Source organism: Pseudomonas sp. RC2C2 (genome assembly GCF_018390435.1).
GTDB lineage: Bacteria > Pseudomonadota > Gammaproteobacteria > Pseudomonadales > Pseudomonadaceae > Aquipseudomonas > Aquipseudomonas donghuensis.
This window is the reverse complement of record NZ_JAHBAX010000001.1, coordinates 987,628-1,011,117: the sequence shown is the minus strand read 5'-3', so window position 1 is coordinate 1,011,117 and position 23,490 is coordinate 987,628. Positions and strand designations below refer to the sequence as shown.

The 23,490-nt window shown below is 63.6% G+C and carries 14 protein-coding genes; 4 read left to right on the top strand and 10 right to left on the bottom strand.

Features of this window, described 5'->3' with window-relative positions; translation table 11 throughout:
• Positions 1 to 14 precede the first annotated feature (14 nt).
• Positions 15 to 1,634 carry an FMN-binding glutamate synthase family protein gene (locus KHO53_RS04665; protein ID WP_036996665.1) on the bottom strand — a complete coding sequence of 540 codons (1,620 nt, stop codon included), beginning with the start codon at positions 1,632 to 1,634 and terminating at the stop codon, positions 15 to 17.
• 89 nt (positions 1,635 to 1,723) lie between these two features.
• Positions 1,724 to 6,025 carry a DEAD/DEAH box helicase gene (locus tag KHO53_RS04660; protein WP_213570034.1) on the bottom strand — a complete coding sequence of 1,434 codons (4,302 nt, stop codon included), beginning with the start codon at positions 6,023 to 6,025 and terminating at the stop codon, positions 1,724 to 1,726.
• A 227-nt stretch (positions 6,026 to 6,252) separates the two neighbouring features.
• On the opposite strand from KHO53_RS04660, the gene KHO53_RS04655 reads away from it, so the two are divergent.
• Complete coding sequence (locus tag KHO53_RS04655; protein WP_010221012.1) at positions 6,253 to 6,666, top strand: NUDIX hydrolase; 414 nt, start codon at positions 6,253 to 6,255, stop codon at positions 6,664 to 6,666.
• A 22-nt stretch (positions 6,667 to 6,688) separates the two neighbouring features.
• Positions 6,689 to 7,327, top strand: a complete 639-nt coding sequence (locus KHO53_RS04650) for a LysE family translocator (protein WP_010221013.1) — start codon at positions 6,689 to 6,691, stop codon at positions 7,325 to 7,327.
• A 3-nt stretch (positions 7,328 to 7,330) separates the two neighbouring features.
• On the opposite strand, the gene metR is transcribed toward KHO53_RS04650, so the two are convergent.
• Entirely contained in the window at positions 7,331 to 8,248 is a 918-nt protein-coding gene (metR, locus tag KHO53_RS04645) for a transcriptional regulator MetR (RefSeq protein ID WP_010221014.1), read from the bottom strand.
• A 110-nt stretch (positions 8,249 to 8,358) separates the two neighbouring features.
• Here metR and metE point away from each other — a divergent pair, with 110 nt between their 5' ends.
• Entirely contained in the window at positions 8,359 to 10,668 is a 2,310-nt protein-coding gene (gene metE / locus KHO53_RS04640; RefSeq protein WP_213570033.1) for a 5-methyltetrahydropteroyltriglutamate--homocysteine S-methyltransferase, read from the top strand.
• A gap of 44 nt (positions 10,669 to 10,712) precedes the next feature.
• Here metE and KHO53_RS04635 read toward each other — a convergent pair whose 3' ends face one another.
• Positions 10,713 to 16,313: a hypothetical protein gene (locus KHO53_RS04635; RefSeq protein ID WP_213570032.1), complete on the bottom strand. Its 5,601-nt coding sequence runs from the start codon at positions 16,311 to 16,313 to the stop codon at positions 10,713 to 10,715.
• A gap of 200 nt (positions 16,314 to 16,513) precedes the next feature.
• Between KHO53_RS04635 and KHO53_RS04630 the strand changes: the two genes are divergently transcribed.
• Complete coding sequence (locus tag KHO53_RS04630) at positions 16,514 to 17,506, top strand: alpha/beta fold hydrolase (RefSeq protein ID WP_213570031.1); 993 nt, start codon at positions 16,514 to 16,516, stop codon at positions 17,504 to 17,506.
• Between the two features lie 96 nt (positions 17,507 to 17,602).
• Here KHO53_RS04630 and KHO53_RS04625 read toward each other — a convergent pair whose 3' ends face one another.
• The 6 genes from KHO53_RS04625 to KHO53_RS04600 all read right to left on the bottom strand — a co-directional run bounded on the left by KHO53_RS04625 (position 17,603) and on the right by KHO53_RS04600 (position 23,400).
• A complete protein-coding gene (locus KHO53_RS04625; RefSeq protein WP_162471122.1) occupies positions 17,603 to 17,929 on the bottom strand; it encodes a GlpM family protein in 327 nt (108 codons plus the stop codon).
• Positions 17,930 to 17,962: 33 nt separating this feature from the next.
• Positions 17,963 to 19,288, bottom strand: a complete 1,326-nt coding sequence (gene aauR, locus KHO53_RS04620) for a two-component response regulator AauR (protein WP_010221019.1) — start codon at positions 19,286 to 19,288, stop codon at positions 17,963 to 17,965.
• The gene (aauS, locus tag KHO53_RS04615) at positions 19,285 to 21,192 is read right to left on the bottom strand and encodes a two-component sensor histidine kinase AauS (protein WP_159389076.1); all 1,908 of its coding nucleotides are present in this window, start codon (positions 21,190 to 21,192) and stop codon (positions 19,285 to 19,287) included. The genes aauR and aauS overlap by 4 nt, the downstream gene beginning before the upstream one ends.
• A 65-nt stretch (positions 21,193 to 21,257) precedes the next feature.
• Positions 21,258 to 21,992, bottom strand: a complete 735-nt coding sequence (locus tag KHO53_RS04610; RefSeq protein WP_010221022.1) for an amino acid ABC transporter ATP-binding protein — start codon at positions 21,990 to 21,992, stop codon at positions 21,258 to 21,260.
• A complete protein-coding gene (locus KHO53_RS04605) occupies positions 21,989 to 22,657 on the bottom strand; it encodes an ABC transporter permease subunit (protein ID WP_162471123.1) in 669 nt (222 codons plus the stop codon). Before KHO53_RS04605 ends, KHO53_RS04610 begins: the two co-directional genes overlap by 4 nt.
• On the bottom strand, positions 22,654 to 23,400 hold the full coding sequence (locus tag KHO53_RS04600; protein WP_010221024.1) for an amino acid ABC transporter permease: 747 nt from the start codon (positions 23,398 to 23,400) through the stop codon (positions 22,654 to 22,656). Before KHO53_RS04600 ends, KHO53_RS04605 begins: the two co-directional genes overlap by 4 nt.
• Positions 23,401 to 23,490: the final 90 nt, after the last annotated feature.

Sequence of the window (23,490 nt, the reverse complement as noted above, 5' to 3'; positions counted from 1 at the left end):
CGCATTGCCGGTCCTCAGGCCGCAGCCACCTCCTGTGGCTCGAAACTGTCCGCCCGGGCCATCTGCCACATCCGCGAATAGAATTCGCCATTGACCTCGCCGCTGAGCAATTCCCCCGGTTTGAGGAACACGTGCATCTGCGAGAACAGCTTGATCTCGGTGGCCGAGATGCGCCGCACCAGGTGCTTGGCTTCCAGTTGCGAGGGGTGATCGAGGCCGGCGGCGGCGAGCATTTCGGCCAGGGCCTTGAGGGTGTTGTGGTGGAAGTTGAGCACCCGCTGGGCCTTGTCGGGTACCACCAGGGCGCGCTGGCGCAGCGGGTCCTGGGTGGCGACGCCGGTCGGGCATTTGTTGGTGTGGCAGCTTTGCGACTGGATGCAGCCGATGGCAAACATGAAGCCACGCGCCGAGTTGGCCCAGTCGGCGCCGATGGCCAGGACGCTGGCGATGTCGAAGGCGCTGACGATCTTGCCGCTGGCGCCAAGCTTGATCTTGTCGCGCAAATTCAGGCCCACCAGGGTGTTGTGCACGAACAGCAGGCCTTCGCGCAGCGGCACGCCGATATGGTCGGTGAACTCGACCGGCGCGGCACCGGTGCCGCCTTCCTTGCCGTCGACGACGATGAAGTCGGGGAGGATGCCGGTTTCCAGCATGGCCTTGGCAATACCCATGAACTCCCACGGGTGACCGAGGCAGAACTTGAAGCCCACCGGCTTGCCGCCGGACAGCTCGCGCAACTGGGCGATGAACTGCATCATCTCGATCGGGGTGGAAAACGCGCTGTGACGCGACGGCGAGATGCAGTCTTCACCCATCATCACCCCGCGGGTTTCGGCGATCTCGCGGGTGACCTTGTGCTTGGGCAGGATGCCGCCATGGCCGGGTTTGGCGCCCTGGCTCATCTTGATCTCGATCATCCGCACCTGCGGGTTGCGCGCTTGTTCGGCGAAGCGCTCGGGGTCAAAGCGCCCGTCCGAGGTGCGGCAGCCGAAGTAGCCGCTGCCCAGCTCCCAGGTCAGGTCGCCGCCGTGCTCGCGGTGATAGGGGCTGATGCTGCCCTCACCGGTGTCGTGAGCGAAGTTGCCCAGCTTGGCGCCCTGGTTCAGGGCGCGAATGGCATTGGCGCTGAGCGAACCGAAGCTCATGGCCGAGATGTTGAACACCGACGCCGAGTACGGCTGTGTGCACTGCGGGCCGCCGACGCTCACCCGAAAGCTCGACGGGTCGCTCAGCGGCGCCGGGCGCATGGAGTGGCCGATGAACTCGAAACCGGACTGATAGACATCGATCAGGGTGCCGAAGGGTTTGTCCGATGCTTCGTTCTTGGCCCGCGCATACACCAGTGAGCGCTGCGCCCGGGAAAACGGCAGGGCATCGCTATCGGCTTCCAGCAGGTATTGGCGGATTTCCGGGCGAATGCCTTCGACCAGGTAGCGAATGTTGCCCAGGATCGGGTAGTTGCGCCGTACCGCGTGACGGCTTTGCAGCAGGTCGCCCAGGCCAATCAGGCTGAGCACGGCGGTCACCAGGGTGAACGGCCACAGCCATTCGTGGTGGAGGAAGGGCAGGCTGGCCAGGGTGAACAGCACACAGGCAGCGAAGAAGGCGTAGCGGCTGAGAAGTGACAGGCTCATACGGTTTCCTTGCGATGGCACGGTCAGGCTCAGGGCCTGGACAAACCCCGACCTTAGCCCGGTTGGGGTTTCCAGCGCCAGCCCGCAGCTCACGTCACCAGGGCGGCATCGCGGATCAGGCGGTCGCGCCACTCCCCGTGCTGCGCCCGTTCATCGTCGCCGCTGAACTGAACCTTGCCGGCAATCAGTGTCGCGACCGGCACACCGTCCAGATAGAGCAGGCGATTGCCACTGACGGCGGGTACCTTGTTGCCTGGCAGCAGGGTGCCGACCAGGTTCAGCGGGTCGCTGGCGCTGACCGCGACCAGGCTGGCATCCAGCGGCCGCCGGCGTACTTCACGCAGCAGCGCCACGGCCTCGGGCAAGGCGAACTGCTCGCCGGCCAGGCCGCTGATAAAGCGACCGCCACGGATCTCGCCACGGGCCTCCAGGCGGTGGTAGCAGCGCAGCAGCTCGCGCCAGCTGGGCAGCCAGTCGGCCTCGCGTTCGAGCAAGCGCCAGCAGATCACGCCGTAGCGGCGCAACAAGGTGCGGGCAATGTGTTCGAGGTCGTCGTCACGCTTGTCCCCGGGCTTGCGCAGCAGGGCCCAGCGCCCGGCGTCTTGCATGCCGCCAAACAACGGCCCGCGACCGCGTCGATGGCTGCGGCCCTGGCGTTTGCTGGCCGGGGTGATCAGGGCGCGCAGGCCAGCGAAGCTGTCGGCGCTGATCAACCCGGCGGCCACCAGCTCCTGCAGGGCGCTTTCCAGTTCGCTGGGCAGCAAGTGGGCGTCGTGCACCAGTTCGTCGAAGAACAAGGCGCCGTATTCGCTCAGCACGCTGTGCACGCGCTGGGCACGCAGGCTTAGCGCGCGGCTGTCCAGCGCCGGGCTCAGGGCGCGCCACAAGCCCAGGCGGGTACGTGGCAACAGCACCAGCGGCGTGCTGCGCAGCGTGCTGCTCGCGGCACTCGGGGCCAGGCGCGCCCAGGCGTATTTACCGGCGCGGCAGGCTTCGTCGAGCCAGCGCGGGCTGTAGTTCTTGAGCCGGGTGGGCAGCAGGTCGCTTTCCCAGGCCGCTGCAGCCGCGGGATAGCCTTCGAACTGGTCGAGCACGGCACTCAGCGCCGCCTGGCCTTGCAGGCGAGTGGTGGGCGACAGGTGCTGCCAGTCGAACAGAAAGCGCATGAAGTCCTGCAGGCTGACCGGCTCGATTTCCCGGCGCAGGCGCTTGATGGTGTAGCGATGAATGCGCGCCAGCAGGTGCCGCTCGCACCATTGCAGCGCTTGCTGGCCCGGCTGCTGGCTCGGCTGAAAGTACCCGCGCATCACGTAGCCTTCGCCTTCCAGGCGGGCCAGGGCTTGCTCGATGGCGCTGGCTGACAGGTGCAGCGGGGCGGCAATCTGCTCGCTGGTCAGCGGGCCGAAACCGCTCAGGCGCGCGCGCAGCAGCTCGACCAGCGCCGCCTCGGCGTCCATGGTTTGATCAAAGCCGGGCAGCGCCGCGACCTCGGGTGTCAGGGCCGCCTGCGGGTACAGGGTGCGCAGCAGCACCAGGCGTTCGCGGGCCAGCCACAATGCGTGATCGCTGGCCAGTTGCAGGCGGCAGGCGCGGCCTTCCTTGGCCAGCGCCGCCAGCCAGGCCTGCCAGCCGTGATTGGCCTCGGCTTCGGCCTGGCTGATACAGGCCAGGCTCATCAAGGCTTCATGCATTTCATCGCCGCGGGTGGGTGTGGGCCAGGCTTCGGCTTGCACGGCGGCGATGGCTTGCGGGTCCAGTGCGCCCAGGTCATCGCTGCTCTGTGCCTCGTTCCAGCGCCGGTTGAGCACGGCCTGGGTGCGCCGTTCTTCCAGCGGTGCATCATCCAGAAAGGTATAGGGCCGGGCGTTGAGAATGGCCGAAGCCAGCGGCGAGGGGGCCGGCAGGTCACGGGCAACCAGGGTGATCCGGCCTTGTTCGATACGCCGCAGCAGCGCCAGCCAGCCTTCGCTGTCCATCGCCTCGTGCAAGCAGTCGTCGAGGGTCTGCTCGACCAGTGGGTGATCGGGAATCTGCCGTTCGCCGGCGAGGTTTTCCAGGCAGGCGATCTGGTCGGGGAACACTGCGGCAATCAGGTCTTCGCTTTTCATCCGCTGGATCTGCGGCGCCACCTTGCGCCCGCCGACAAAGCGCGGCAGGGCCAGTGCGGTGCCGGCGTTCCAGCGCCAGCGCACGCCGAACAGCGGCGCATCGAGCAGGGCCTGGATCAGGATCGGCTCGGCGCTGTTGCTGTGCAGGTACCGCCAGACCTCTTCCAGAGCAAAACTGTGGCTGGCCGACAGCGACAGGACAATCGCGTCTTCACTGGCCGCAGCCTGCAGTTCGAAGTTGAAGGTACGGCAGAAACGCTTGCGCAGGGCCAGGCCCCAGGCGCGGTTGATGCGGCTGCCGAACGGTGAATGGATGATCAGCTGGGTGCCGCCGGATTCGTCGAAAAAGCGCTCCATCACCAGGGTTTGCTGCGAGGGCAGGGCGCCGAGCACCTGGCGGGTGTGGGCCAGGTATTCAAGCAGCTGTTCGGCGCTGTCCAGGCCCAGGTCCAATTCTGCAGTGAGCCAGTCGAGCAGCGGTTGCCGCTGGCCATCGGTATCGCTCAGGCGCTGGTCGATCTCGCCTTGCAGGCGTGCAACGCCCGCGGACAGCTCATCACTGCGCCCCGGCGCTTCGCCGAGCCAGAACGGGATGCTCGGCGGCAGGTCCTTGGCGTCCTCGACCCGCACCCGGCCGCTTTCCACCCGCAGGATGCGGTAGGAGGCATTGCCCAGCTGGAAGATATCGCCGGCGATGCTTTCTACCGCGAAGTCTTCGTTGACGCTGCCGATGTTCAGGCCCTGAGGTTCGAGCAGCACGCTGTAGTCGGCGTTATCGGGGATGGTGCCGCCGCTGGTCAATGCCGTCAGTTGGCTGCCACGGCGCCCGCGCAGGGTGCCATTGAGCGCATCGCGGTGCAGATAGGCACTGCGGATGCCCTGGCGGCCATTGAAGCCTTCGCCGAGCATGCGCAACAGCGCCTGGTAATGGCCTTGATCCAGTTCGGCATAGGGCATGGCCCGACGCAGGCAGTCGAACAACGCTTGCTCGTGCCACTCCTGGCTGCTGACTTCGGCGACGATCTGTTGCGCCAATACGTCCAGCGGGGCTTTCGGCACATGCAAGTGGTCCAGCTCGCCGCGGCGCACGCAGTCGAGCAGGGCTGCGCATTCGATCAGGTCATCGCGCGACAGCGGGAACAGCCGGCCTTTGGGGGTGCCTTCGAGCTGATGCCCGGAGCGCCCGACCCTTTGCAAAAACGCGGCAATCGAGCCAGGCGAGCCGATCTGGCAGACCAGCTCGATTTCACCGATATCGATGCCCAGCTCCAGCGAGGCCGTGGCCACCAGTACCTGGAGCTCACCGCGCTTGAGTCGTTGCTCGGCGTCCAGGCGGTGTTCCTCGGCCATGCTGCCGTGGTGCGCGGCCACTGCGTCACGGCCCAGGCGTTCGCTCAAATGACGGGTCAGGCGCTCGGCCAGGCGCCGGGTGTTGACGAACACCAACGTGGTGCGATGCTCGCGGGCCAGGGCCGCCAAGCGGTCGTAAACCCGCTCCCAGACATCGCTGGCCATCACCGCCCCGAGCGGCACCGGCGGCACTTCCAGGCCCAGGTCGCGGGGGCGGGCATGGCCGATATCGACGATGGCGCAGTCGCGCGCCTGGCCCACCAGAAACTGTGCCACCCGCTCAACCGGGCGTTGCGTGGCTGACAGGCCGATGCGCCGCAGTGGCCGCTGGCACAGTGCCTCAAGGCGCTCCAGGCTCAGGGCCAGGTGACTGCCGCGCTTGTTGCCGGCCAGGGCATGGATCTCGTCGACGATCACCGTGTGCACGCTGGCCAGGCCCAGGCGCCCGGAGGTCGAGCCGAGCAACACATACAGCGATTCGGGGGTGGTGACCAGAATGTGCGGCGCCTGGCGGCGCATGGCCGTGCGTTCTTTCTGCGGGGTATCACCGCTGCGCACCGCCGTGCGGATTTCCAGCGACGCGTGGCCTTGTTCGGTCAGGACCGCGTTGATCCCGGCCAACGGCGCCTGCAGGTTGATCTGGATATCATTGGACAGCGCTTTGAGCGGCGAGACGTAGACCACCTGGGTCTGGTCCGGCAGATTTCCACTGGCCAGGCCCTGTTCGAACAGCTCGTCGAGGATCGCCAGGAAGGCCGTCAGGGTCTTGCCTGAACCGGTAGGCGCTGCGACCAGCAAGGATTGCCCGCTGCGAATCAACGGCCAGGCCCGGGCCTGGGCGGCGGTTACCGTCGGGAACTGGCGCTGGAACCAGGTGCGGACCGCGGGGTGGAAAGCGTCCAGTTCCGGGTGCTTGCGGGCGGGGAGGTTCATGGGCTGTTTATGCGGCCATTGATGCGGGGTTGCAAGGGGCGTTCGTCAGACTGGCGTGTGGGAACAGCTGGCTGGAGTGGGAGCGGAATGCACCACCTCTGTTGGAGCGGGCTTGACCCACGATGCAGTCGCACAGGCCAACCTGATCGCGGGGCAAGCCCGCTCCAACATTGAAAGGCCCTCGCCAACATGTGATCCTTGCGCGCTTTCCCGTCCATGAGCGTCCCATGAGCAAAACCATTCGCATCGCCGCCGCCCTTCTGCTCGACCCGCAAGGCCGTACCCTGTTGGTGCGCAAGCGCGGCACCCAGGCGTTCATGCAGCCTGGGGGCAAGATCGAGGCCGACGAGCAGCCGGTCAATGCCCTGGCTCGCGAGCTGTTCGAAGAGCTGGGCCTGGCGATCGAGCCGCAGGACGCCGAGTTTCTCGGCCAGTTCAGTGCCCCGGCGGCCAACGAGCCGGGTTTTGTCGTCCAGGCCGACCTTTTCAAGGTGCACTCCGCCATGCCGGTCGAGCCTGCCGCTGAAATCGAAGAGGTGGTGTGGGTGTCGGCACGCAAGCCGTTGACCCTTGAGCTGGCCCCGCTCACACGGGACTTGATTCTGCCCCTGTACCGGCAGTTAACTACAACCCCTGTCTGATCCCACTTGCAAAGGAATGCCGATGATCCCTACTCACGAATGGTTGCTGTTTATCGGCGCCGCGCTGTTGATGGTCCTGACCCCGGGGCCGAACATGATTTATTTGATTTCCCGTTCGATCTGCCAGGGCCGCACGGCCGGGGTAACCTCGTTGCTCGGGGTGGTGGGCGGTTTTCTGGTGCACATGAGCGCCGCAGCCATTGGCCTGACCGCCTTGTTCATGGCCGTGCCGCTGGCCTACGACCTGCTCAAGTGGGCCGGTGCCGGCTACTTGATGTGGCTGGCCTGGCAGGCAGTCAAGCCCGGTGCCCGCTCGCCGTTCGAGCCCCGTGAACTGGCCCCGGACTCCCCGCGCAAGCTGGTGCTGATGGGCTTTCTGACCAGCGTACTGAACCCCAAGGTGGCGGTGTTCTACCTTTCGGTGCTGCCGCAGTTCATCTCGCCGGAAAACGGTTCGGTGCTGGCGCAGAGCCTGGCCCTGGGCCTGACCCAGATCGCCGTGAGCTTCTCGGTCAACTTGCTGATCGCCCTGTTCGCCGCCGGCATTGCCGGCTGGTTCGTGCGTTATCCGCTGTGGTTGATGCTGCAGCGTTACGTCATGGGCTTCGTCCTGGCTGGCCTGGCGCTGCGCCTGGTGCAGGAGCAACGCCGGGTCGCGTGAGGCTCACCGTACTGCGCTGACGCCGTCGAGGGTGGAGAACGAGGTGTCCTTGGCGGTCAGCAAAAAGTCGCGCATGTACGGCGCATCGAGCATGTCGCTGCGCACTGCCGCGTACAACGTGGCAAACAGGCCCTTTTCACCCAGGCGCTTGGCCTTCACGTAGCCGCGTGAGCTGTACTCGTGCAGGGCCCAGTGCGGCATGCCGCAGACCCCGCGACCGCTGGCCACCAGTTGCATCATCATCACCGTCAGCTCCGCCGTGCGCACCTGCGCCGGCTCCACGTCGGCCGGCTCCAGGAAGCGGGTGAAGATGTCCAGGCGGTCGCGTTCCACCGGGTAGGTGATCAGTGTTTCCGTGGCCAGGTCCTGCGGCACCATGTACGGCTTCTGGGCCAGGGGGTGCTGGTTGGCCACGGCGAGCATGGCTTCGTAGGTGAACAGCGGCACGTAGGTGATGCCGCTGAGCTCCAGCGGGTCGGAGGTCACCACCAGGTCCAGGTCCCCGCGGGCCAGGGCTGGCAACGGCGCAAAGGCAAAGCCCGAGGCCAGGTCCAGCTCGACTTCCGGCCAGGCATCGCGGAACTGGTCGATGGTCGGCATCAGCCACTGGAAGCAGCTGTGGCATTCGATGGCCATGTGCAGGCGCCCGGCGGTACCACCGGCCAGGCGCGCGATGTCGCGCTCGGCGCCGCGCAGCAGCGGCAGGGTGGCATCGGCCAGTTGCAGCAGGCGCAGCCCGGCGCTGGTGAAGCGGATTGGCTTGGTCTTGCGCATGAACAGCGGCATGCCCAGGCGTTCTTCCAGCTCCTTGAACTGATGGGACAGCGCCGACTGGGTCAGGTGCAGGCGCTCGGCGGCCTCGACCAGGCTGTCGGCTTCGCGCAGGGCGTGCAGGGTTTTCAGGTGGCGAATTTCCAGCACCGGGGGGCTCCATGAATAAACTTTGAGATGAACACGAATTTATTGAGTTTGTCTCATGTTGCTCTGGCTGTCGACAATAGCGTCATCTTTTACAGGGAGGACGTTTTCTCATGGCATTGGCCCACAACCTTGGTTTCCCGCGCATCGGCGCTGACCGCGAACTGAAAAAAGCGCAAGAAGCCTACTGGAAAGGCGATCTCGACCAGGCTGGCCTGGAGGCTGTTGGCCGCGAACTGCGCGCCCGCCACTGGCAGTTGCAGAAGGACGCCGGGATCGAGCTGCTGCCGGTCGGCGATTTTGCCTGGTACGACCAGGTACTGACCCACTCGCTGACCTTCGGGGCGATCCCCGAGCGCTTTGCCCAGGTCACGGGCGCCAATGGCCTGCCGACCCTCGACACCTTGTTCGCCATGGCGCGCGGTGCCAGTACCTGCTGCGGCGCCAGCCACGGCCAGACGCAATATGCGCAAGAGCTGACCAAGTGGTTCGATACCAACTACCACTACCTGGTCCCGGAATTCAGCGCCGACCAGCGCTTTTTGCTCAGTTGGGAGCAGCTGTTCGAAGAAGTTGCCGAAGCCCAGGCCCTCGGCCACGCGGTCAAGCCGGTGCTGATCGGCCCGCTGACCTACCTGTGGCTGGGCAAGGCCAAGGGCGGCGAGTTCGACAAGCTCGACCTGCTCGAGCGCCTGTTGCCGGTCTATGGTGAAATCCTCAGCCGCCTGTCCCGCCAGGGCGTGGAGTGGGTGCAGATCGATGAGCCGATCCTTGGCCTGGACCTGCCGCAGGAATGGAAGAATGCCTTCGAGCGGGCCTATCACATCCTCCAGTACTCACCCCTGAAGAAGCTGGTTGCCACCTACTTCAGCGGCCTGGAAGACAACCTCGGCCTGGCCGTCGGCCTGCCGGTGGATGGCCTGCATATCGACCTGGTGCGCGCAGCGGAGCAACTGCCAGCGGTGCTTGATCGCCTGCCGACCTATAAAGTGCTGTCGCTGGGCGTGGTCAACGGCCGCAACGTCTGGCGCTGCGACCTGGACAAGGCCCTGGAGCAACTGCAGCAAGCCCAGCAACGCTTTGGTGCCAACCTTTGGGTAGCCGGTTCCTGCTCGCTGTTGCACAGCCCGGTGGACCTCGGTCGTGAAGACAAGCTCGACGCCGAACTGAAAGGCTGGCTGGCCTTTGCCGTGCAGAAGTGCGAAGAAATCGCCGTGCTGGCCAAGGCCCTGGATGCCCCGCACCTGCCGCAGGTGCAAAACGCCCTGAGCAACAGCCGCGCGGTACAGCAGAGCCGTGTTGAGTCGCCGCGCATTCACAAGCCGCAGGTCCAGGCCCGTCTGGCCGCCGTGACCGCCGCCGACAGCCAGCGCCAGTCAGCCTTTGCCCAGCGGATCGAAGCCCAGCGCCAGCGCCTGCAACTGCCGGCGTTCCCGACCACCACCATTGGCTCTTTCCCACAGACCTCGGCGATTCGCCTGGCGCGTCAGGCCTACAAGCAGGGCAAACTCTCGGCCAACGACTACACCGATGCCATGCACAGCGAAATCCGTCATGCCGTGCAGGTGCAGGAGCGCCTGGGCCTGGACGTGCTGGTGCACGGCGAAGCCGAGCGCAACGACATGGTCGAGTACTTTGCCGAGCAACTGGACGGTTACGCCTTCACCCGCTTTGGCTGGGTCCAGAGCTATGGTTCGCGCTGCGTGAAACCGGCGATCATCTACGGTGACCTGAGCCGCCCGCAGGCGATGACCGTGGCCTGGATCGAATACGCCCAGGGCCTGACCAGCAAAGTCATGAAAGGCATGCTGACCGGCCCGGTGACCATGCTGATGTGGTCCTTCCCGCGTGAAGATGTGTCGCGCAAGGTCCAGGCCGAGCAATTGGCCTTGGCCATCCGCGACGAAGTCCAGGACCTGGAAGCGGCCGGCATCAAGATCGTGCAGATCGACGAAGCGGCGTTCCGTGAAGGCCTGCCGCTGCGCCGGGCGCAATGGCAGGCGTACCTGGACTGGGCTGTGGAAGCGTTCCGCCTGTGCTCAAGCGGTGTACGTGACGAAACCCAGATCCACACCCACATGTGCTACAGCGAGTTCAACGACGTGATCGAGGCCATCGCGGCCATGGACGCCGACGTGATCACCATCGAGACTTCGCGTTCGGACATGGAGCTGCTGGACGCCTTCGAAGCCTTCGACTACCCCAACGACATCGGTCCGGGCGTCTACGACATTCACTCGCCACGGGTACCGGACACCGGCGAGATGGTCAAGCTGATGAGCAAGGCGGTCAAGCGTATCCCGGCCGAGCGCCTGTGGGTCAACCCGGACTGCGGCCTGAAGACCCGCGCCTGGCCGGAGACGGAAGCTGCGCTGGTGAACATGGTGGCGGCGGCGCGGCAATTGCGCAGCGAGCTGGCGTGAGAGACGCAACGGCGAGCCCTCTGGCTCGCCGTTGCAGTTAGAGATTACAGACCGGCGAAGTACCGGTTTGCGGTTCGCTGGTTTATTGCGCCACGCCAGATGTCGTCCGGCGTGCTACTGGCACTTGCCTGGGCTTGCTGCCACTGCGGCCCCTTCTTGCGGTCCACCGCCCGTTTGAGATGGGCGGCACTGAAGTTGTCGAACGGTGTATCCAGGCCACGGTAATGGAAGTGGGCGTACCACAGCACAGGCTCGCCGGCAGATTTCAAGTCACGAATCTCGTACTCCTGCAGGTAATCACGGGCTTTGAGCATCTGGCGCTCTCCCAGTTTGCGAATGCTGATCTGCTGCTGATCATCGAGGTAAGCAAGATGGCCTTCATTGGGGCGAGGGCTGACCTTTATCTGCTCAATGCGCAGCTGGATGCCATCCAGGCGCAACTGTGCCGCCTGGGTGCGCAGTGCTTGCGTATCCGTCGCGTTGCCGCCTAGCGCTTCGATTCGCGCTGCACAGCTTTCAAGCTCATTGGCCTTGGCGATCATCATGTCCTCAAAGTCCGCCGGCAGGGTGTCTGATCTGATATAGCCACGCACCCGCTGACGGAAACTGTCCAGCCCTTGGATCAGTTGTGTAGCGGTCTGCTTGAGGTTGCGCAGTTCATGAGGTCGTGCCGACGTCGCAAGCGCCTGTGGCCGCCACCGTTCACCCACAGGTTCAAAACGCCTGACGGCACTACCTTCAGCGCTATGCACGGTAATCCGCTCGGGAGCATTGCGGCTGGCCGGAGTGTAATCGCCGATGTAGTAGTGGTTGTCCTCTGTCTGGAAAAGGCGCGGACTGCTGTTTTGTCCACGGTTAGGGCGTAGGCCGGGCAAACGCTGGACCGCCTTGTCGCTCTGCAGGATCAACTTGTCGAGATTGTCGTACAGCTTCCCCAGGTAGTGCTCGTCAAACAGTTCCGGAAAGCTGGCGTTGGTGCTTTGCAGTTCTAGTTTGTATTGGCGGTAGATACGCTGGGCTTCGGTTTGGATCGTCAGACGTTGAGGTGCACTGCTTTGTACTTCTGACAATCCCGACAAGGTTCCCTGTATCATTTGCACTTCGTCTTCGATGGTTTGTAGTCGCCCTGTGTAGAACTCTGCGATGACTGAGGTATTGGCGTATCTTTGTGCCAGGACCATCAGGTGCGAGGTGTTGTGGAAGGTAATGAACGCGTCATTGAAGTATATCTCCAGCCGCTGGTACGAGTTTTTGAGGAGCTCGTGACTTTCGACCTCCTGCAGGTACTCTGCCGCGCCCTCAAAGCGTTTTCCCAGGCTTGAGAGTTTTTCCCTGAACTGGCTATTGGCTTCATTCAATCGTGTGTCGAATAGGACGGGGTCGTTCTCGAGGCGTTGAACGGCCTGGATGCTGTCGGAAAACTCCGACTTGATGGTCTCCAGCCGCCTCTTGAAATCTGCGCGATTTTTTATTTCAGGTTGAATTGGAGCTTTTGCCAATGGGAACCAGTTCCCGAGTTCCCGTTTTTGCTCAAGCATCTGCTGCTTGCCATCCACGACCCTCAGCGATTTGCTGCGCAGTTCCCGCAACAGGGGGGCTCGATCAACAAGATCGTTCAGGTCCTGCAGCTGTATGCGAATCGTCAGTGATTCATAGAGGCTGCGCAACGTCTCCTCCCTGGACAGGGTGATCAAATTCAGCGTTCGATCACATATAACTCTGGCTGTACGTGCCTTTTGCGTTAGGGCCCTTTGCTTTTCCGCCTTGAGACTGATTTTTTGTAACTCATCCCAGGTGTTATAAGCCTTTTTCGCCGCTGCTATATCTGCCTGGCAGTTTGCTTTCATTGTCGCCAGTGAAGCCTGCCGGGCTTGTAGGCTGGCGTTCTCGAACACCTCGAAACTAGCGTTGGTGCGTGCCAATGCGGTTTGAAGCCGAGCTTCCTCCTTCAGGGACTCTACCGTCAGCATGCGTTGGCGACGATAGTGGCGGTCCACCCAGGTGCGAGGCAGTCGCTCGCGAATGGCGGTTGGCCAATAGGGCTCCAACACATCGACCATATGTCCGAGTATCTGCCCGCCACCCGAACCGCCGCCACGCAGGTGCACGCCATACAGCGAGAAATGGGTGTCCCATTGGCCGTTTTCATTGAGCGCGATGTTTTTCCGCCAGGTCTTGAACTGGGTGCCGCGCAGACGCCAGGTGTGTTCCGTCTCCAGCCATTCCACCTGGCAGGGGCGGTCGCCCACCAGGATGAAATCACCCTCGGCGTGTTGGTAGATGCCTTTGTATTTGCCGCGGCGGCCCGGCTCAATCCCGGCCAGCGACAACGGCGCCTGATATTCATAGCCTTCAAAGCGCGACAGGCGTCGGGCGCTGCTGGCGCCGCTGGGCGCAAAGCCCGCCGCGGGGCCTGCCTGCAACAGCTGCTGTTGGCGCTGACGGGTAAGCTGGCGGGCGCTCAGGGCCTTGAGGGGCAGGCTTGGCGCCAGGTCGATGGCAGCATCGACGAACGCCAGCAGTACCTGTTGCAACGCCTCCAGCGCCTTGTACACCTCATCCTGGCGCAACGCGCTGACCAGCCGGGCACTGGACTCGAAGAAGTCGTAGACGCTGATGACGGTCCCGATCACCGGAATGAAGCCCAGGGCCATCTTGATGTAGTTGAAGATCATGCCGCTCTGGTAGGCGAAGTTTTCCAGCCACAGGTCGCGGTTCGAGCGCGAGGTCGCGCGATGGGCTTCGAGTATCCGACCACCCTGGGCGTCGAGCAGGTGCTGGGCCAGTGAGGTGGTCGAGGGCCAGGCCGTGCCCAGGCCGATAATGCCGTCGAAGCGATGTTCTATAGCCTGGCGCATCCGCGAGCGGTGGGCATCCGGATTGCCCAATAAGGCGCGCCCGGCCAGGTAGTCGATTTCGCCGCTTTGCTTGCTCAGTTCATACAAGCCCAAGCGGGCGTCTTTCAGGCTGCTGTACTGGCGCACCAGGCGGGTGGGGTGGTCGGGACGGTAGAGCAGGGTGATGCCGCTGTTCTGGTCGCTGACAAAGGTCACCCCGGACAGCGTAGTGCCGTAGCTGTCGGTATCCTTGCCTCCTGCAGTCAGGCGAGCGGGGATCAGGCGTATGTTGTGACCGTCAGCCAGGTAGGCCGCCGCGCTGTCGGCGTCGATGGCGATGTTGAAAATCGTCTGGCCCCTGTCGTCCAGTTCGCCCTTGGCCCTGGCCTGGACACTGTGCAGCTTGAGCATCTGGCGAAAAGGCTCGCCCAGGCATTGGCGCCGGTAGGCCCGGGGGAACGCGCTTTCGTGAGTGCCGCGATACACCTCGGTGATCTTGTTTTCATATTGCTGGGCCAGGTCAAGGTCGATGGCCAGGCCGCTCAGGTAGTTGGTATTGATGCTGTCCTTGAGCTGTTGAGCAAGCACCTGATTCGATGTCTTGAGCTTCAGCTTGAGAAAACTCAGGCGCTCTTTCATGGCCTCGTCGATGTTGTCCAGCAACAGGGTATCCAGCGCCAGGTCGACCCATTTGTTGCTGGGTCTGAGCGTCGGCTTGGGGGCAATGCCCTGGGGGCTGGTGCTTTCAACCAGAAGGGGCACCCACGAGGTGCTCTCTGGCAGGTAGAGGGTGATGGGGCTGTCATCGTAGTCGGGGAAATCCTGCTTCAGGCGTTGGCTGATGAGCTGGCGGCAGAACAGTTCGCGGTGGGGCAGGTCGCGGGCGACCAGGGCCTGGGCGCGGTGCATGGCGGCGATGAAACCGAGGGTACCGGCCTTGAGCGTCGCGCGATCGCTGGCCGACAGCTTGTCCAGCCAGTCCAGGTAAATACCCGTCAACGTGGCACTGGTTTCCTGTGCCTGGATCAGCTTGAACGCGTACTCGCGTGCGGCGTGGCGGGGCACTTGCAGGCGCCGGGCCAGTGCTTCGTTCACCGCCGCGGGCGATTGCTCGGTGGTCAGCGCGGCCTTGGCCTGGCTCAAGTGATGGGCCAGAACCACGGCCAGGACATCGCCGGTCACCGGGCTCAGGCTCAGTGACTGCCCGTTCGGGTCGTTGATGGCGAAGCAGCGGGCAAGTTCCGCTTGGTTGGCGCAGCGCAGCAGCCCGCCGGCTTCACCCGGCCAGTACACCAGCAGGCTCTGCGGGTTGTCATCGTCCTGCAGGGTCACCACCAGGCAATCGTGGAGCGTGGTGCTGGTACGGGTTTCGACGCCATCAACCATTGATGTCGAATCGAGCACTGGATGCGCCGCGACAAGGCTGGAGCCCAGGCGGGGGAAGGTGTCGGGCTGATCGAGAAGGCTTTCGAGCCACCTCAATTCCTCGTTATCGATTTGCCCCAGCAGGTTCTGGAAGCGGGCATGGGCGCGCAAGCCCTGGTGATGAGCCGTGAGCAGCGCAGCACTGGCGGCGGGGGATTCGTCGGTGTGCCAGGTGTCGGCCTTCAGTTGTTGCTCGATGGCCTCTTCAGCCTCTTGGCAGGCCGCACTCAGCGCATTCTGATGGTCCTTGAGCGCTTGCAGGTCGGTTTCGGCAATGGGGGTCATCAGGGCCTGTTGGGCGCTGATCTGTTGCAGGCGGATGGAGTAGGGAATGTCGAGGTTCAAGCTGCCAAAGTCGTAGAACGAACGTTGCGGCGCGTCCTCGCTGTCGGTTGATTCAATGGCAGGCGGCAGGCTGAAGACACTTGGATTGCGCTGTTGGCTATCGACCCAGTGGACCATCGACAGCGCAAGCTCGCCAAACTGGCGGATATCGGCCCCGGGTTTGGAGTCCAGCGCGCTCAAGCGTTCATTAAGCAGGCTGTTGAACAGTGGGGTGAAACCGGCCGAAAGGTTTTCATGGCTTTCATAGCTGATGCTGGAGGCGGTGGTGCCGAGGGTTGTTTCCAGATCCGTCGGCGATGCATGGCTAGTGAAGCCGCTGTCGGGGCGATACAGCATCAGGTGCGATTCGCCTTCGATCTTGAACAGCAGCGCCCCCGGTATTATCTGTTCGTCTCTCGAAACGGTCTGGATCTCGATACCGTGCTGGCTATGCCATTCAGGGTTGTCGAGCACGCCATTGACCGCGCGCTGCTGTTGCGTATCGAATTGGCCGGTTGCCAGCGCCACATCCCAACAGGCCTTGAGCACCTCCAGGTACTGGTTCTGGGCATGGGTACGGCGGCTGACGGCGGTGTCCGAGGCTCGCGCTTGCCAGTAATGATCCCATTGCCGCCGGAGCGCTGCGGGAAGGTCCAGCTGCGCAAGCCTGGCGAGCAGTTGCGTGGGTGTCAGGTGCAAGGTCGGATGATCGGGCCCAGGTCCCGTCACCTGGGCGCGCTGGTCGAGGTCGGCGGGCGGCTGGGGATACTGGCGCGTGTGTACTGCCAGGGCGACCAGGCTGACATCGCTGTCGTGCATAGCGGAGATGCGAAATCGCAGGGCAGTGCTCAGCGGGTCGACTCCCAGCTGTTGGCGTACCAGATCCTGGAGTGTCTGGTACACGCCGGGGGCTTGTGCAAGCAAAGTGGTGAAGGTATCGCGATGATCTTTCCAGCGCTTGTTGGCATCGAGCAGCAAGGTGCTGTCGCGGGGTTTGGCTGGAATGAAATCTATAGGGGAAAAGGTCAGGGGTTCGAAGGTTTCTGGCGAGTCGCTCATGGCAGTATCCCGAATGTGAAGTGATGCCGGGAGTGGCGTTCACATTGGGCGCGAGGTTGAGCCGGTGGGTGCGGTACATAAGTAGGGCGGATTGCCGTCGGGCGGCATTCATCAAATTGTCATGCAAGTGTGGCAGCGCGCTTGAACGAACTTCATCAGACTTGCGCTCTACTGGGGATTTGCATTCTGGTGTTTCGCTCATGCGTTTTTTTTGGTTTTTATTCGTTGTTCTTTTTGCCCAAGGTGTTCATGCGGCATCGCGTTGTGACGTCAATGTGCCGGTCCAGCGCGCCGAGCTCTCGCAGGTCAGCCTGGCTTATCAAAGCATCGGTCGTGAATCGGACCCGGCCCTTCTGCTGGTCATGGGCTTGGGCGGGCAACTGATCCACTGGCCGGATGAAGTGGTGGTCGCGCTCTGTCAGCAGGGCTTTCGGGTGATCCGCTACGATAACCGCGATGTCGGCCTGTCCAGCTGGAACCAGGCGCCCGACGACACCAACCTGGCCTTCGAACTGCTGCGCTACAAGCTCGGCCTGCCGGTGGCCGCGCCTTACACCCTGAGCGACATGGCCGAAGACGGTCTGGGGCTGATGGATGCCCTGCAGGTGCGGCGCTTTCATGTCATGGGCGTGAGCATGGGCGGGATGATCGCCCAGCACCTGGCGGCGCAGGCGCCGGAGCGGGTCGAGAGCCTGACCTTGATCATGTCCAGCTCCGGTGCCCAGGGCTTGCCGGCACCGAGCCCGGCGCTGGTGCAGTTGCTGGCCCGGCGTGGCGCTCCGAATCGCGAGGTGGCACTTGAGCAGCAGGCAGACCTGCTGGCGGCCCTGGGTAGCCCCGAGGTCGAGGATGACCGCCAGGCGCTGCTCGAACAGGCAGCGATTGCCTATGACCGCGCCTTCAATCCCGAGGGGGTCAAGCGCCAGATCATGGCGATCCTGGCCGAGCAAAGCCGCGTCCAGTTACTCAACAACCTGCGCCTGCCAACCCTGGTGGTGCACGGCACCGCCGACCCGCTGCTGCCGGTGATGCACGGTGTGCACCTGGCAGCACATATCAAGGGCAGCCAGTTGCAGCTGATCCCAGGCTTGGCCCATCGCTTTCAGGAGCAGTTCAAAGGGCCGTTGCTGGGTGCGGTGTTGCCCTATCTGAAGACGCAACGGCTGGCCGGTACCCATCTGGCGGTGTACTGATCGCGGGGCAAGCCCGCTCCTACAGGATCGGCATGCACCGGATTTTGTGGGAGCCGGTCTTGCCGGCGATGGGCTACGAAGTAGCCCCCAAGCGCTTTAATGCAGCCTTACCCAGACACCCACCAGCACCGTCGCCGCCACCAGCCAGGCCACGGCCGCCAGGGCCAGCGACGCCTCCAGGCGCAGGCGATCGACCAGCAGGTACAACGCCGCCAGGTAGACGAAGTAGGGGATGATCGACCACATGCCGAACAGGATGGTGGTCTTCAAATCGTCCAGTGACCGGCCCTTGCCGACGATGTAGTGGGCGATCAGGGCGAAGGTCGGGAACAGCGGCACCAGGCCGGCAATATAGTAGTTGCGCGTTTTCGCCAGGGCGGCAAGGATCACCACCACGGCAGCGCCCAGGCAGGCTTTGAGTATCAGGTCCACGTGTCATTCCGTCTCAGCACCGGGTTAGCCCAGGCCATACTTTTTCACTTTGTCGAACAGCGTGGTCTTGGCCATGCCCAGCTCCTGGCTGGCCTGGCTGAGGTTGCCGCCGGTACGCTGCAGGGCATCGCTGAGCAGGTTGCGCTCGAACGCCTCGACCGCTTCGGCAAAGCCCAGGCCCTGGTTGGCGCTGGCCCCGGCCTTTTTGAACGCCGGCAAGCCCAGCGCGTAGCGTTCAGCGACGTTGCGCAATTCGCGCACGTTGCCTGGCCAGTCGTGCGCCATCAGCCGCGACAGGGTCTGGCTGTCCAGTTGCGGGGTTTCCCGGTCGAAGCGCAGGGACGATTGCTGCAGGAAGTGCTCGAACAGTTGCAGGATGTCTTCGCGGCGCTCGCGCAGGGGCGGCAGCTCCAGGGTCACCACGTTGAGGCGGTAGTACAGGTCGCTACGGAACTGCCCGCTGTGGCCCAGGGCGTTGAGGTCGGACTTGGTGGCGGCGATCACCCGGCAGTCCACGGCAATGCTCTGGTTCGAGCCCAGGCGCTCCAGGGTGCGTTCCTGCAGTACCCGCAGCAGCTTGATCTGCAGGTTGAGCGGCATGCTTTCGACTTCGTCGAGGAACAGGGTGCCGCCGTTGGCGTGCTCGATCTTGCCGATCCGGCGTTTGCCGGCACCGGTGAAGGCGTTGGCCTCGTGGCCAAAGATCTCGCTCTCGAACAGGTTCTCCGGCAGGCCGCCGCAGTTGAGCGCCACGAACGGCGCGCCCTGGCGGCGGCTGAAATCGTGCAGGCAGCGGGCGACCAGTTCCTTGCCGGTGCCGGTCTCGCCTTCAATCAGTACGTTGGCTGAAGTATCGGCGACGTTGGCGATCAGTTCGCGCAGGTTCTGCATGGCTGGCGAGCGGCCAATGATCCGCCCTTCAAGGGTGCTTTGCCCGGCCAGTTGGCGGCGCAGGGCGAACACTTCACGGGACAGGCCACGTTGCTCCAGCGCACGACGCACCACTTCGACCAGGCGTTCCGGGGCGAAGGGCTTTTCCATGAAGTCGTAGGCGCCGTTGCGCATGGCGCCGACCGCCATGTCGATATCGCCGTGGCCGGTGATCAGTACCACCGGCAGGCTGCGGTCGCGGGCCTTGAGGCGGCTGAGCAGTTCCAGGCCATCGATGCCGGGCAGGCGGATATCGCTGACGACGATGCCGGCGAAGTCATCACCGATGCGCTGCAGGGCTTCTTCGGCGCTGCCGACGCCTTCGCAGGCGATGTCTTCCAGGGCCAGCGCCTGCTGGCAGCCGAGCAGCACATGCGGGTCGTCTTCGACGATCAGGACGGTAAGGGGCGCTTGGTTCATAGGGACTCGGCTGATTCTGTGGGGGCATTGACCAGCGGCAGGCTGAGCACGAACGCGGTACCGCCGCTGGCGGGGTGTTCGACGCTGAGGCTGCCCCTGGCGGCGGCGGCGAGGCTGGCAGACAGGGTCAGGCCCAGGCCCAGGCCGTGCTCTCCCGGTTTGGTGGTGAAAAACGGTTCGAACAGGTGCTTGCGCGTTTCGTCATCGATGCCGTGACCGTTGTCGCGCACCCGCAGGCGGTACTTGTCACCCTGCAACTCGCCCTCCAGCCACAACTGCGGCATGGGTTGCGCGGCCATGGCATCAAGGGCGTTGCCGATCAGGTTGACCAGGATCTGCTCCAGGCGGGTCTGGTCGATGGCCAGCGTCGGGTCCGCGTAATTGCTGTGCAACTGCAAGTGGCAGCCGGCGATGCGGTTGCCCAGCACCTGCAGGCTGGCCTCGACGGCCTTGCTCAGGGAGGCCTTACCGCTGTCTTCACCGCGGCGGGCGAAGGAGCGCAGGCTGGCAGTGATACGGCCCATGCGGTCGATCAGGTCGTTCATGGTGCGCAGGTTGGTGCTGACGGTTTCCAGCGCGCCGCGTTCGAGGAAGCGCACGCTGTTGCCTGACAAGGTGCGCAGGGCGGCCAGCGGCTGGTTCAGTTCATGGGCGATGCTGGTCGACATCTGGCCGATGGCTGCCAACTTGCCGGCCTGGACCAGTTCATCCTGGGCGTGGCGCAAAGTCTGTTCGGCATGCCGGCGTTCGCGGATCTGGCCCTTGAGGCGTTCGTTGCTGGCGCGCAGGTCGGCAGTGCGTTCGGCGATCTTGCGTTCCAGTTGGCTGTTGGCCTCTTCCAGTGCTTCACGGGCGGCCAGGCGGGTGGCGATCACCTTGCGCCGTTCGTTCCAGGCGATCAGCAAGATCGCGAGCAAGGCCAAGGCAACGCCGACCAGAATGCCCTGGACCATGGATTCGCGGCGCAGGTCCTGCAAGGGCGTGAGCAAGGTAAAGTGCCAGGGCGTGTCGCTCAGGCGCCGGGTTTGCGCCAGATAAGCCACTTCGCGGCGGCCATCGCCGAGTTCGGCATTGGCCGGGAAGCTCAGCTTCTCGACACCGTCGGCGATTTTTTCCCGCGACAGCGGTTGCAGTTCATTCAGCGGCCACCAGTAATATTGCAGGCTGCGGGCCAGGCGTTCCTTGATTTCCGGGGTCAGCGGGCGCACCGACTTGAGTCGCCGCGCCGGGTCGCTGGAGAGGATGATGATGCCGTTCTCGTCGCTGACAAAGGCCTCGAGGCGGGCCCGCTGCCAGCGTTCTTCCATGGCTTCCAGGCGCACCTTGATCACTGCCACGCCAATGATCTTGCCGTGTTCTTCCAGGCCGTGGGCAAGGAAATAGCCAGGCTCCCCGGTGGTGCTGCCAATGCCATAGAAGCGCCCGGGCTGACCGCGTACGGCATCCTGGAAATAGGCGCGGAACGACAGGTCTTCGCCGAGGAAACTGTCGATATCGCGCCAGTTGCTGGTGGCCTGGACCCGGCCGCTGGTGTCCAGGACAAAGATCGCCCGACTGCGGCTGCGCCGGTTCAAGCCTTCGAGGTATTCGTTGACCGCCTGGCGGTGTTCGCCGTCGGGTTCGGTCAGCAGGCTGGAAACGCTGCTTTCCAGTTCCAGCAAGCTTGGCAGGTAGGTGTACTTGCTGATTTCGCTCTCGACCGCGCGCGCGTGCAGCTCGAGCTGGCGCTCGCCGTTTTCGCTCAAGGTGCGGATGCCGTTGTGTTCGCTGATCATGAAGCCGGCCACACCCAGGCCGATCATCAGCAGGATGATCAGTGGCGGTAACAGCAGTTGGCGGATCAGACGGGGTTTCACGGCAAGGGCAGGCTTGGCAGGGCGAAAGAGCGTAGGGTCGCATTTCATCACAGTAGCCTTGGTACGACCAGCACGCTCTGCCGGCGTGCACCGGACAGAGCGTGATGATCACCTCAGTGTTGCAGGATCTTGCTGAGGAAGTGCTGGGTACGCTGGTCGCGTACGCTCTGGTCACCAAAGAATTCTTCCTTGGTGCAGTCTTCGATGATGCTGCCCTTGTCCATGAAGATCACCCGATTGGCGACCTTGCGGGCAAAGCCCATTTCGTGGGTCACGCACATCATGGTCATGCCTTCGTGAGCCAGTTCGACCATTACGTCGAGTACTTCGCTGACCATTTCCGGGTCCAGTGCCGAGGTCGGTTCGTCGAACAGCATGACGATCGGGTCCATCGACAGGGCGCGGGCGATGGCCACACGCTGCTGCTGGCCACCGGACAGTTGCCCCGGGTGCTTCTTGGCGTGGGCACTGAGGCCGACGCGCTCAAGCAGGGCCAGGCCCTTCTTGGTTGCTTCGGCTTCACTGCGGCCCAACACCTTGCGCTGGGCAATGGTCAGGTTCTCGGTGATGGTCAGGTGTGGGAACAGCTCGAAGTGCTGGAACACCATGCCGACCCGCGAGCGCAGCTGCGGCAGGTTGGTCTTGGGGTCGGCAATCGAGGTGCCATCGACGACGATGTCACCCTTCTGGAAGGGCTCCAGGGCGTTGACGCACTTGATCAGGGTCGATTTGCCCGAGCCCGACGGGCCGCAGACCACGACCACTTCGCCTTTCTTGACCTCGGTGTTGCAGTCGGTCAGAACCTGGAAGTCCCCGTACCACTTGTTGACGTTCTTGATGGAGATCATACGGTTATCCTTTTCTGCAGACGCTTGACCAGGAAGGAAGCGGAGAAGCTGATGACGAAGTACACGGCGCCGGCGAAGACCAGGAACTCATTGGAGCGCCCGATGATGTCGCCACTGGCCCGTGCCGAGTTGAGGAAGTCGACCAGGCCGACGGTGTACACCAGCGAGGTGTCCTGGAACAGGATGATGCTCTGCTGCAGCAGCAGCGGGGTCATCTTGCGGAACGCCTGGGGCAGGATGATCAGGCGCATGGTCTGGCCATAGGTCATGCCCAGGGCTTGGGCTGCGCCCATCTGGCCCTTGGAGATCGACTGCACGCCGGCACGGACGATTTCACAGAAATACGCCGCCTCGAACATCATGAACGCCACGACGCAGGAGGTGAAGGCCCCGACCGGGGTGTCTTCGCCGGTGATCCAGCGCAGTACGAACGGCACCGCCAGGTAGAACCAGGTGATGACCAGCAGCAGCGGAATGGAACGGAAGTAGTTGACGTAGGCGCCAGCAACGTTCGACAGCAGTTTGCTCGACGACAGGCGCATCAGCGCCAGGAGGGTACCGAGCACGATACCGCCGACCACACCCATGACCATCAGTTGCAGGGTCATGACCATGCCGTTCCACAGGCCCGGCAGGGCAGGGATGATTCCACTGAAGTCCATTATTTGCCCCCCACGGAGATCAGGCCAGGCACGGCGACTTTCTTCTCGACCATGCGCATCAGCAGCATCAGGCCCATGTTCAGGGTGAAGTAAATCAGGGTGGCCAGGGTGAAGGCTTCAAACAGGTTGGCCGAGAACTCGGCGGTCTGCTTGGTTTGCGCCAGCAGTTCCATCAGGCCGATCAGCGAGGCCACCGAGGAGTTCTTGAACACGTTCAAAAATTCCGAGGTCAGCGGCGGAATGATGATCCGGTAGGCTTGCGGCAGCAGCACGTTCCAGTACACCTGCGGCAGGCTGAAGCCCATGGCGCGGGCGGCGGCTTCCTGGCCGCGGGGCAGCGCCTGGATACCGGTACGCACCTGCTCGCAGACGCGGGCGGCGGTGAACAGGCCCAGGCAGACGACCACGCTGATCAGCGCCGAGGTGGTCGGGTTGAGGTCCTGCTTGTACCACTCCTGCAAGTTCTCGGGCAGCAGGTCCGGTACCAGGAAGTACCAGATGAACAGCTGCACCAGCAGCGGTACGTTACGAAAGAGTTCCACGTAGGCGGTGGCAATGCCCGACACCAGACGGTTCGGCACGGTGCGCATGACGCCGAGTACCGAACCCAGCAGCAATGCGATGATCCAGGCGGCGATGGCAATGGCGATGGTCCAGCCCAGGCCGGTGAGGTACCAGTCCAGATAGGTTTCGCTGCCCACGCCGGTGGACTTGAAGAATACGCCCCAGTCCCAGTTGTAATTCATCGGGATCTCCCCTCAGATCAGTTATTTCACGGGCACCTTCGAGCATCCGGGGGCGCAGGGCGCCCTCGGATGAAAGGTTAGACACTAACT

Excerpts from the sequence above, each read along its gene's own strand:
- KHO53_RS04665 (WP_036996665.1), bottom strand. The coding sequence starts at position 1,634 with ATGAGCCTGTCACTTCTCAGCCGCTACGCCTTCTTCGCTGCCTGTGTG.
- KHO53_RS04660 (WP_213570034.1), bottom strand. The coding sequence starts at position 6,025 with ATGAACCTCCCCGCCCGCAAGCACCCGGAACTGGACGCTTTCCACCCC.
- KHO53_RS04655 (WP_010221012.1), top strand. The coding sequence starts at position 6,253 with ATGAGCAAAACCATTCGCATCGCCGCCGCCCTTCTGCTCGACCCGCAA.
- KHO53_RS04650 (WP_010221013.1), top strand. The coding sequence starts at position 6,689 with ATGATCCCTACTCACGAATGGTTGCTGTTTATCGGCGCCGCGCTGTTG.
- metE (WP_213570033.1), top strand. The coding sequence starts at position 8,359 with ATGGCATTGGCCCACAACCTTGGTTTCCCGCGCATCGGCGCTGACCGC.
- KHO53_RS04635 (WP_213570032.1), bottom strand. The coding sequence starts at position 16,313 with ATGAGCGACTCGCCAGAAACCTTCGAACCCCTGACCTTTTCCCCTATA.
- KHO53_RS04630 (WP_213570031.1), top strand. The coding sequence starts at position 16,514 with ATGCGTTTTTTTTGGTTTTTATTCGTTGTTCTTTTTGCCCAAGGTGTT.
- aauR (WP_010221019.1), bottom strand. The coding sequence starts at position 19,288 with ATGAACCAAGCGCCCCTTACCGTCCTGATCGTCGAAGACGACCCGCAT.
- aauS (WP_159389076.1), bottom strand. The coding sequence starts at position 21,192 with ATGAAATGCGACCCTACGCTCTTTCGCCCTGCCAAGCCTGCCCTTGCC.
- KHO53_RS04610 (WP_010221022.1), bottom strand. The coding sequence starts at position 21,992 with ATGATCTCCATCAAGAACGTCAACAAGTGGTACGGGGACTTCCAGGTT.
- KHO53_RS04600 (WP_010221024.1), bottom strand. The coding sequence starts at position 23,400 with ATGAATTACAACTGGGACTGGGGCGTATTCTTCAAGTCCACCGGCGTG.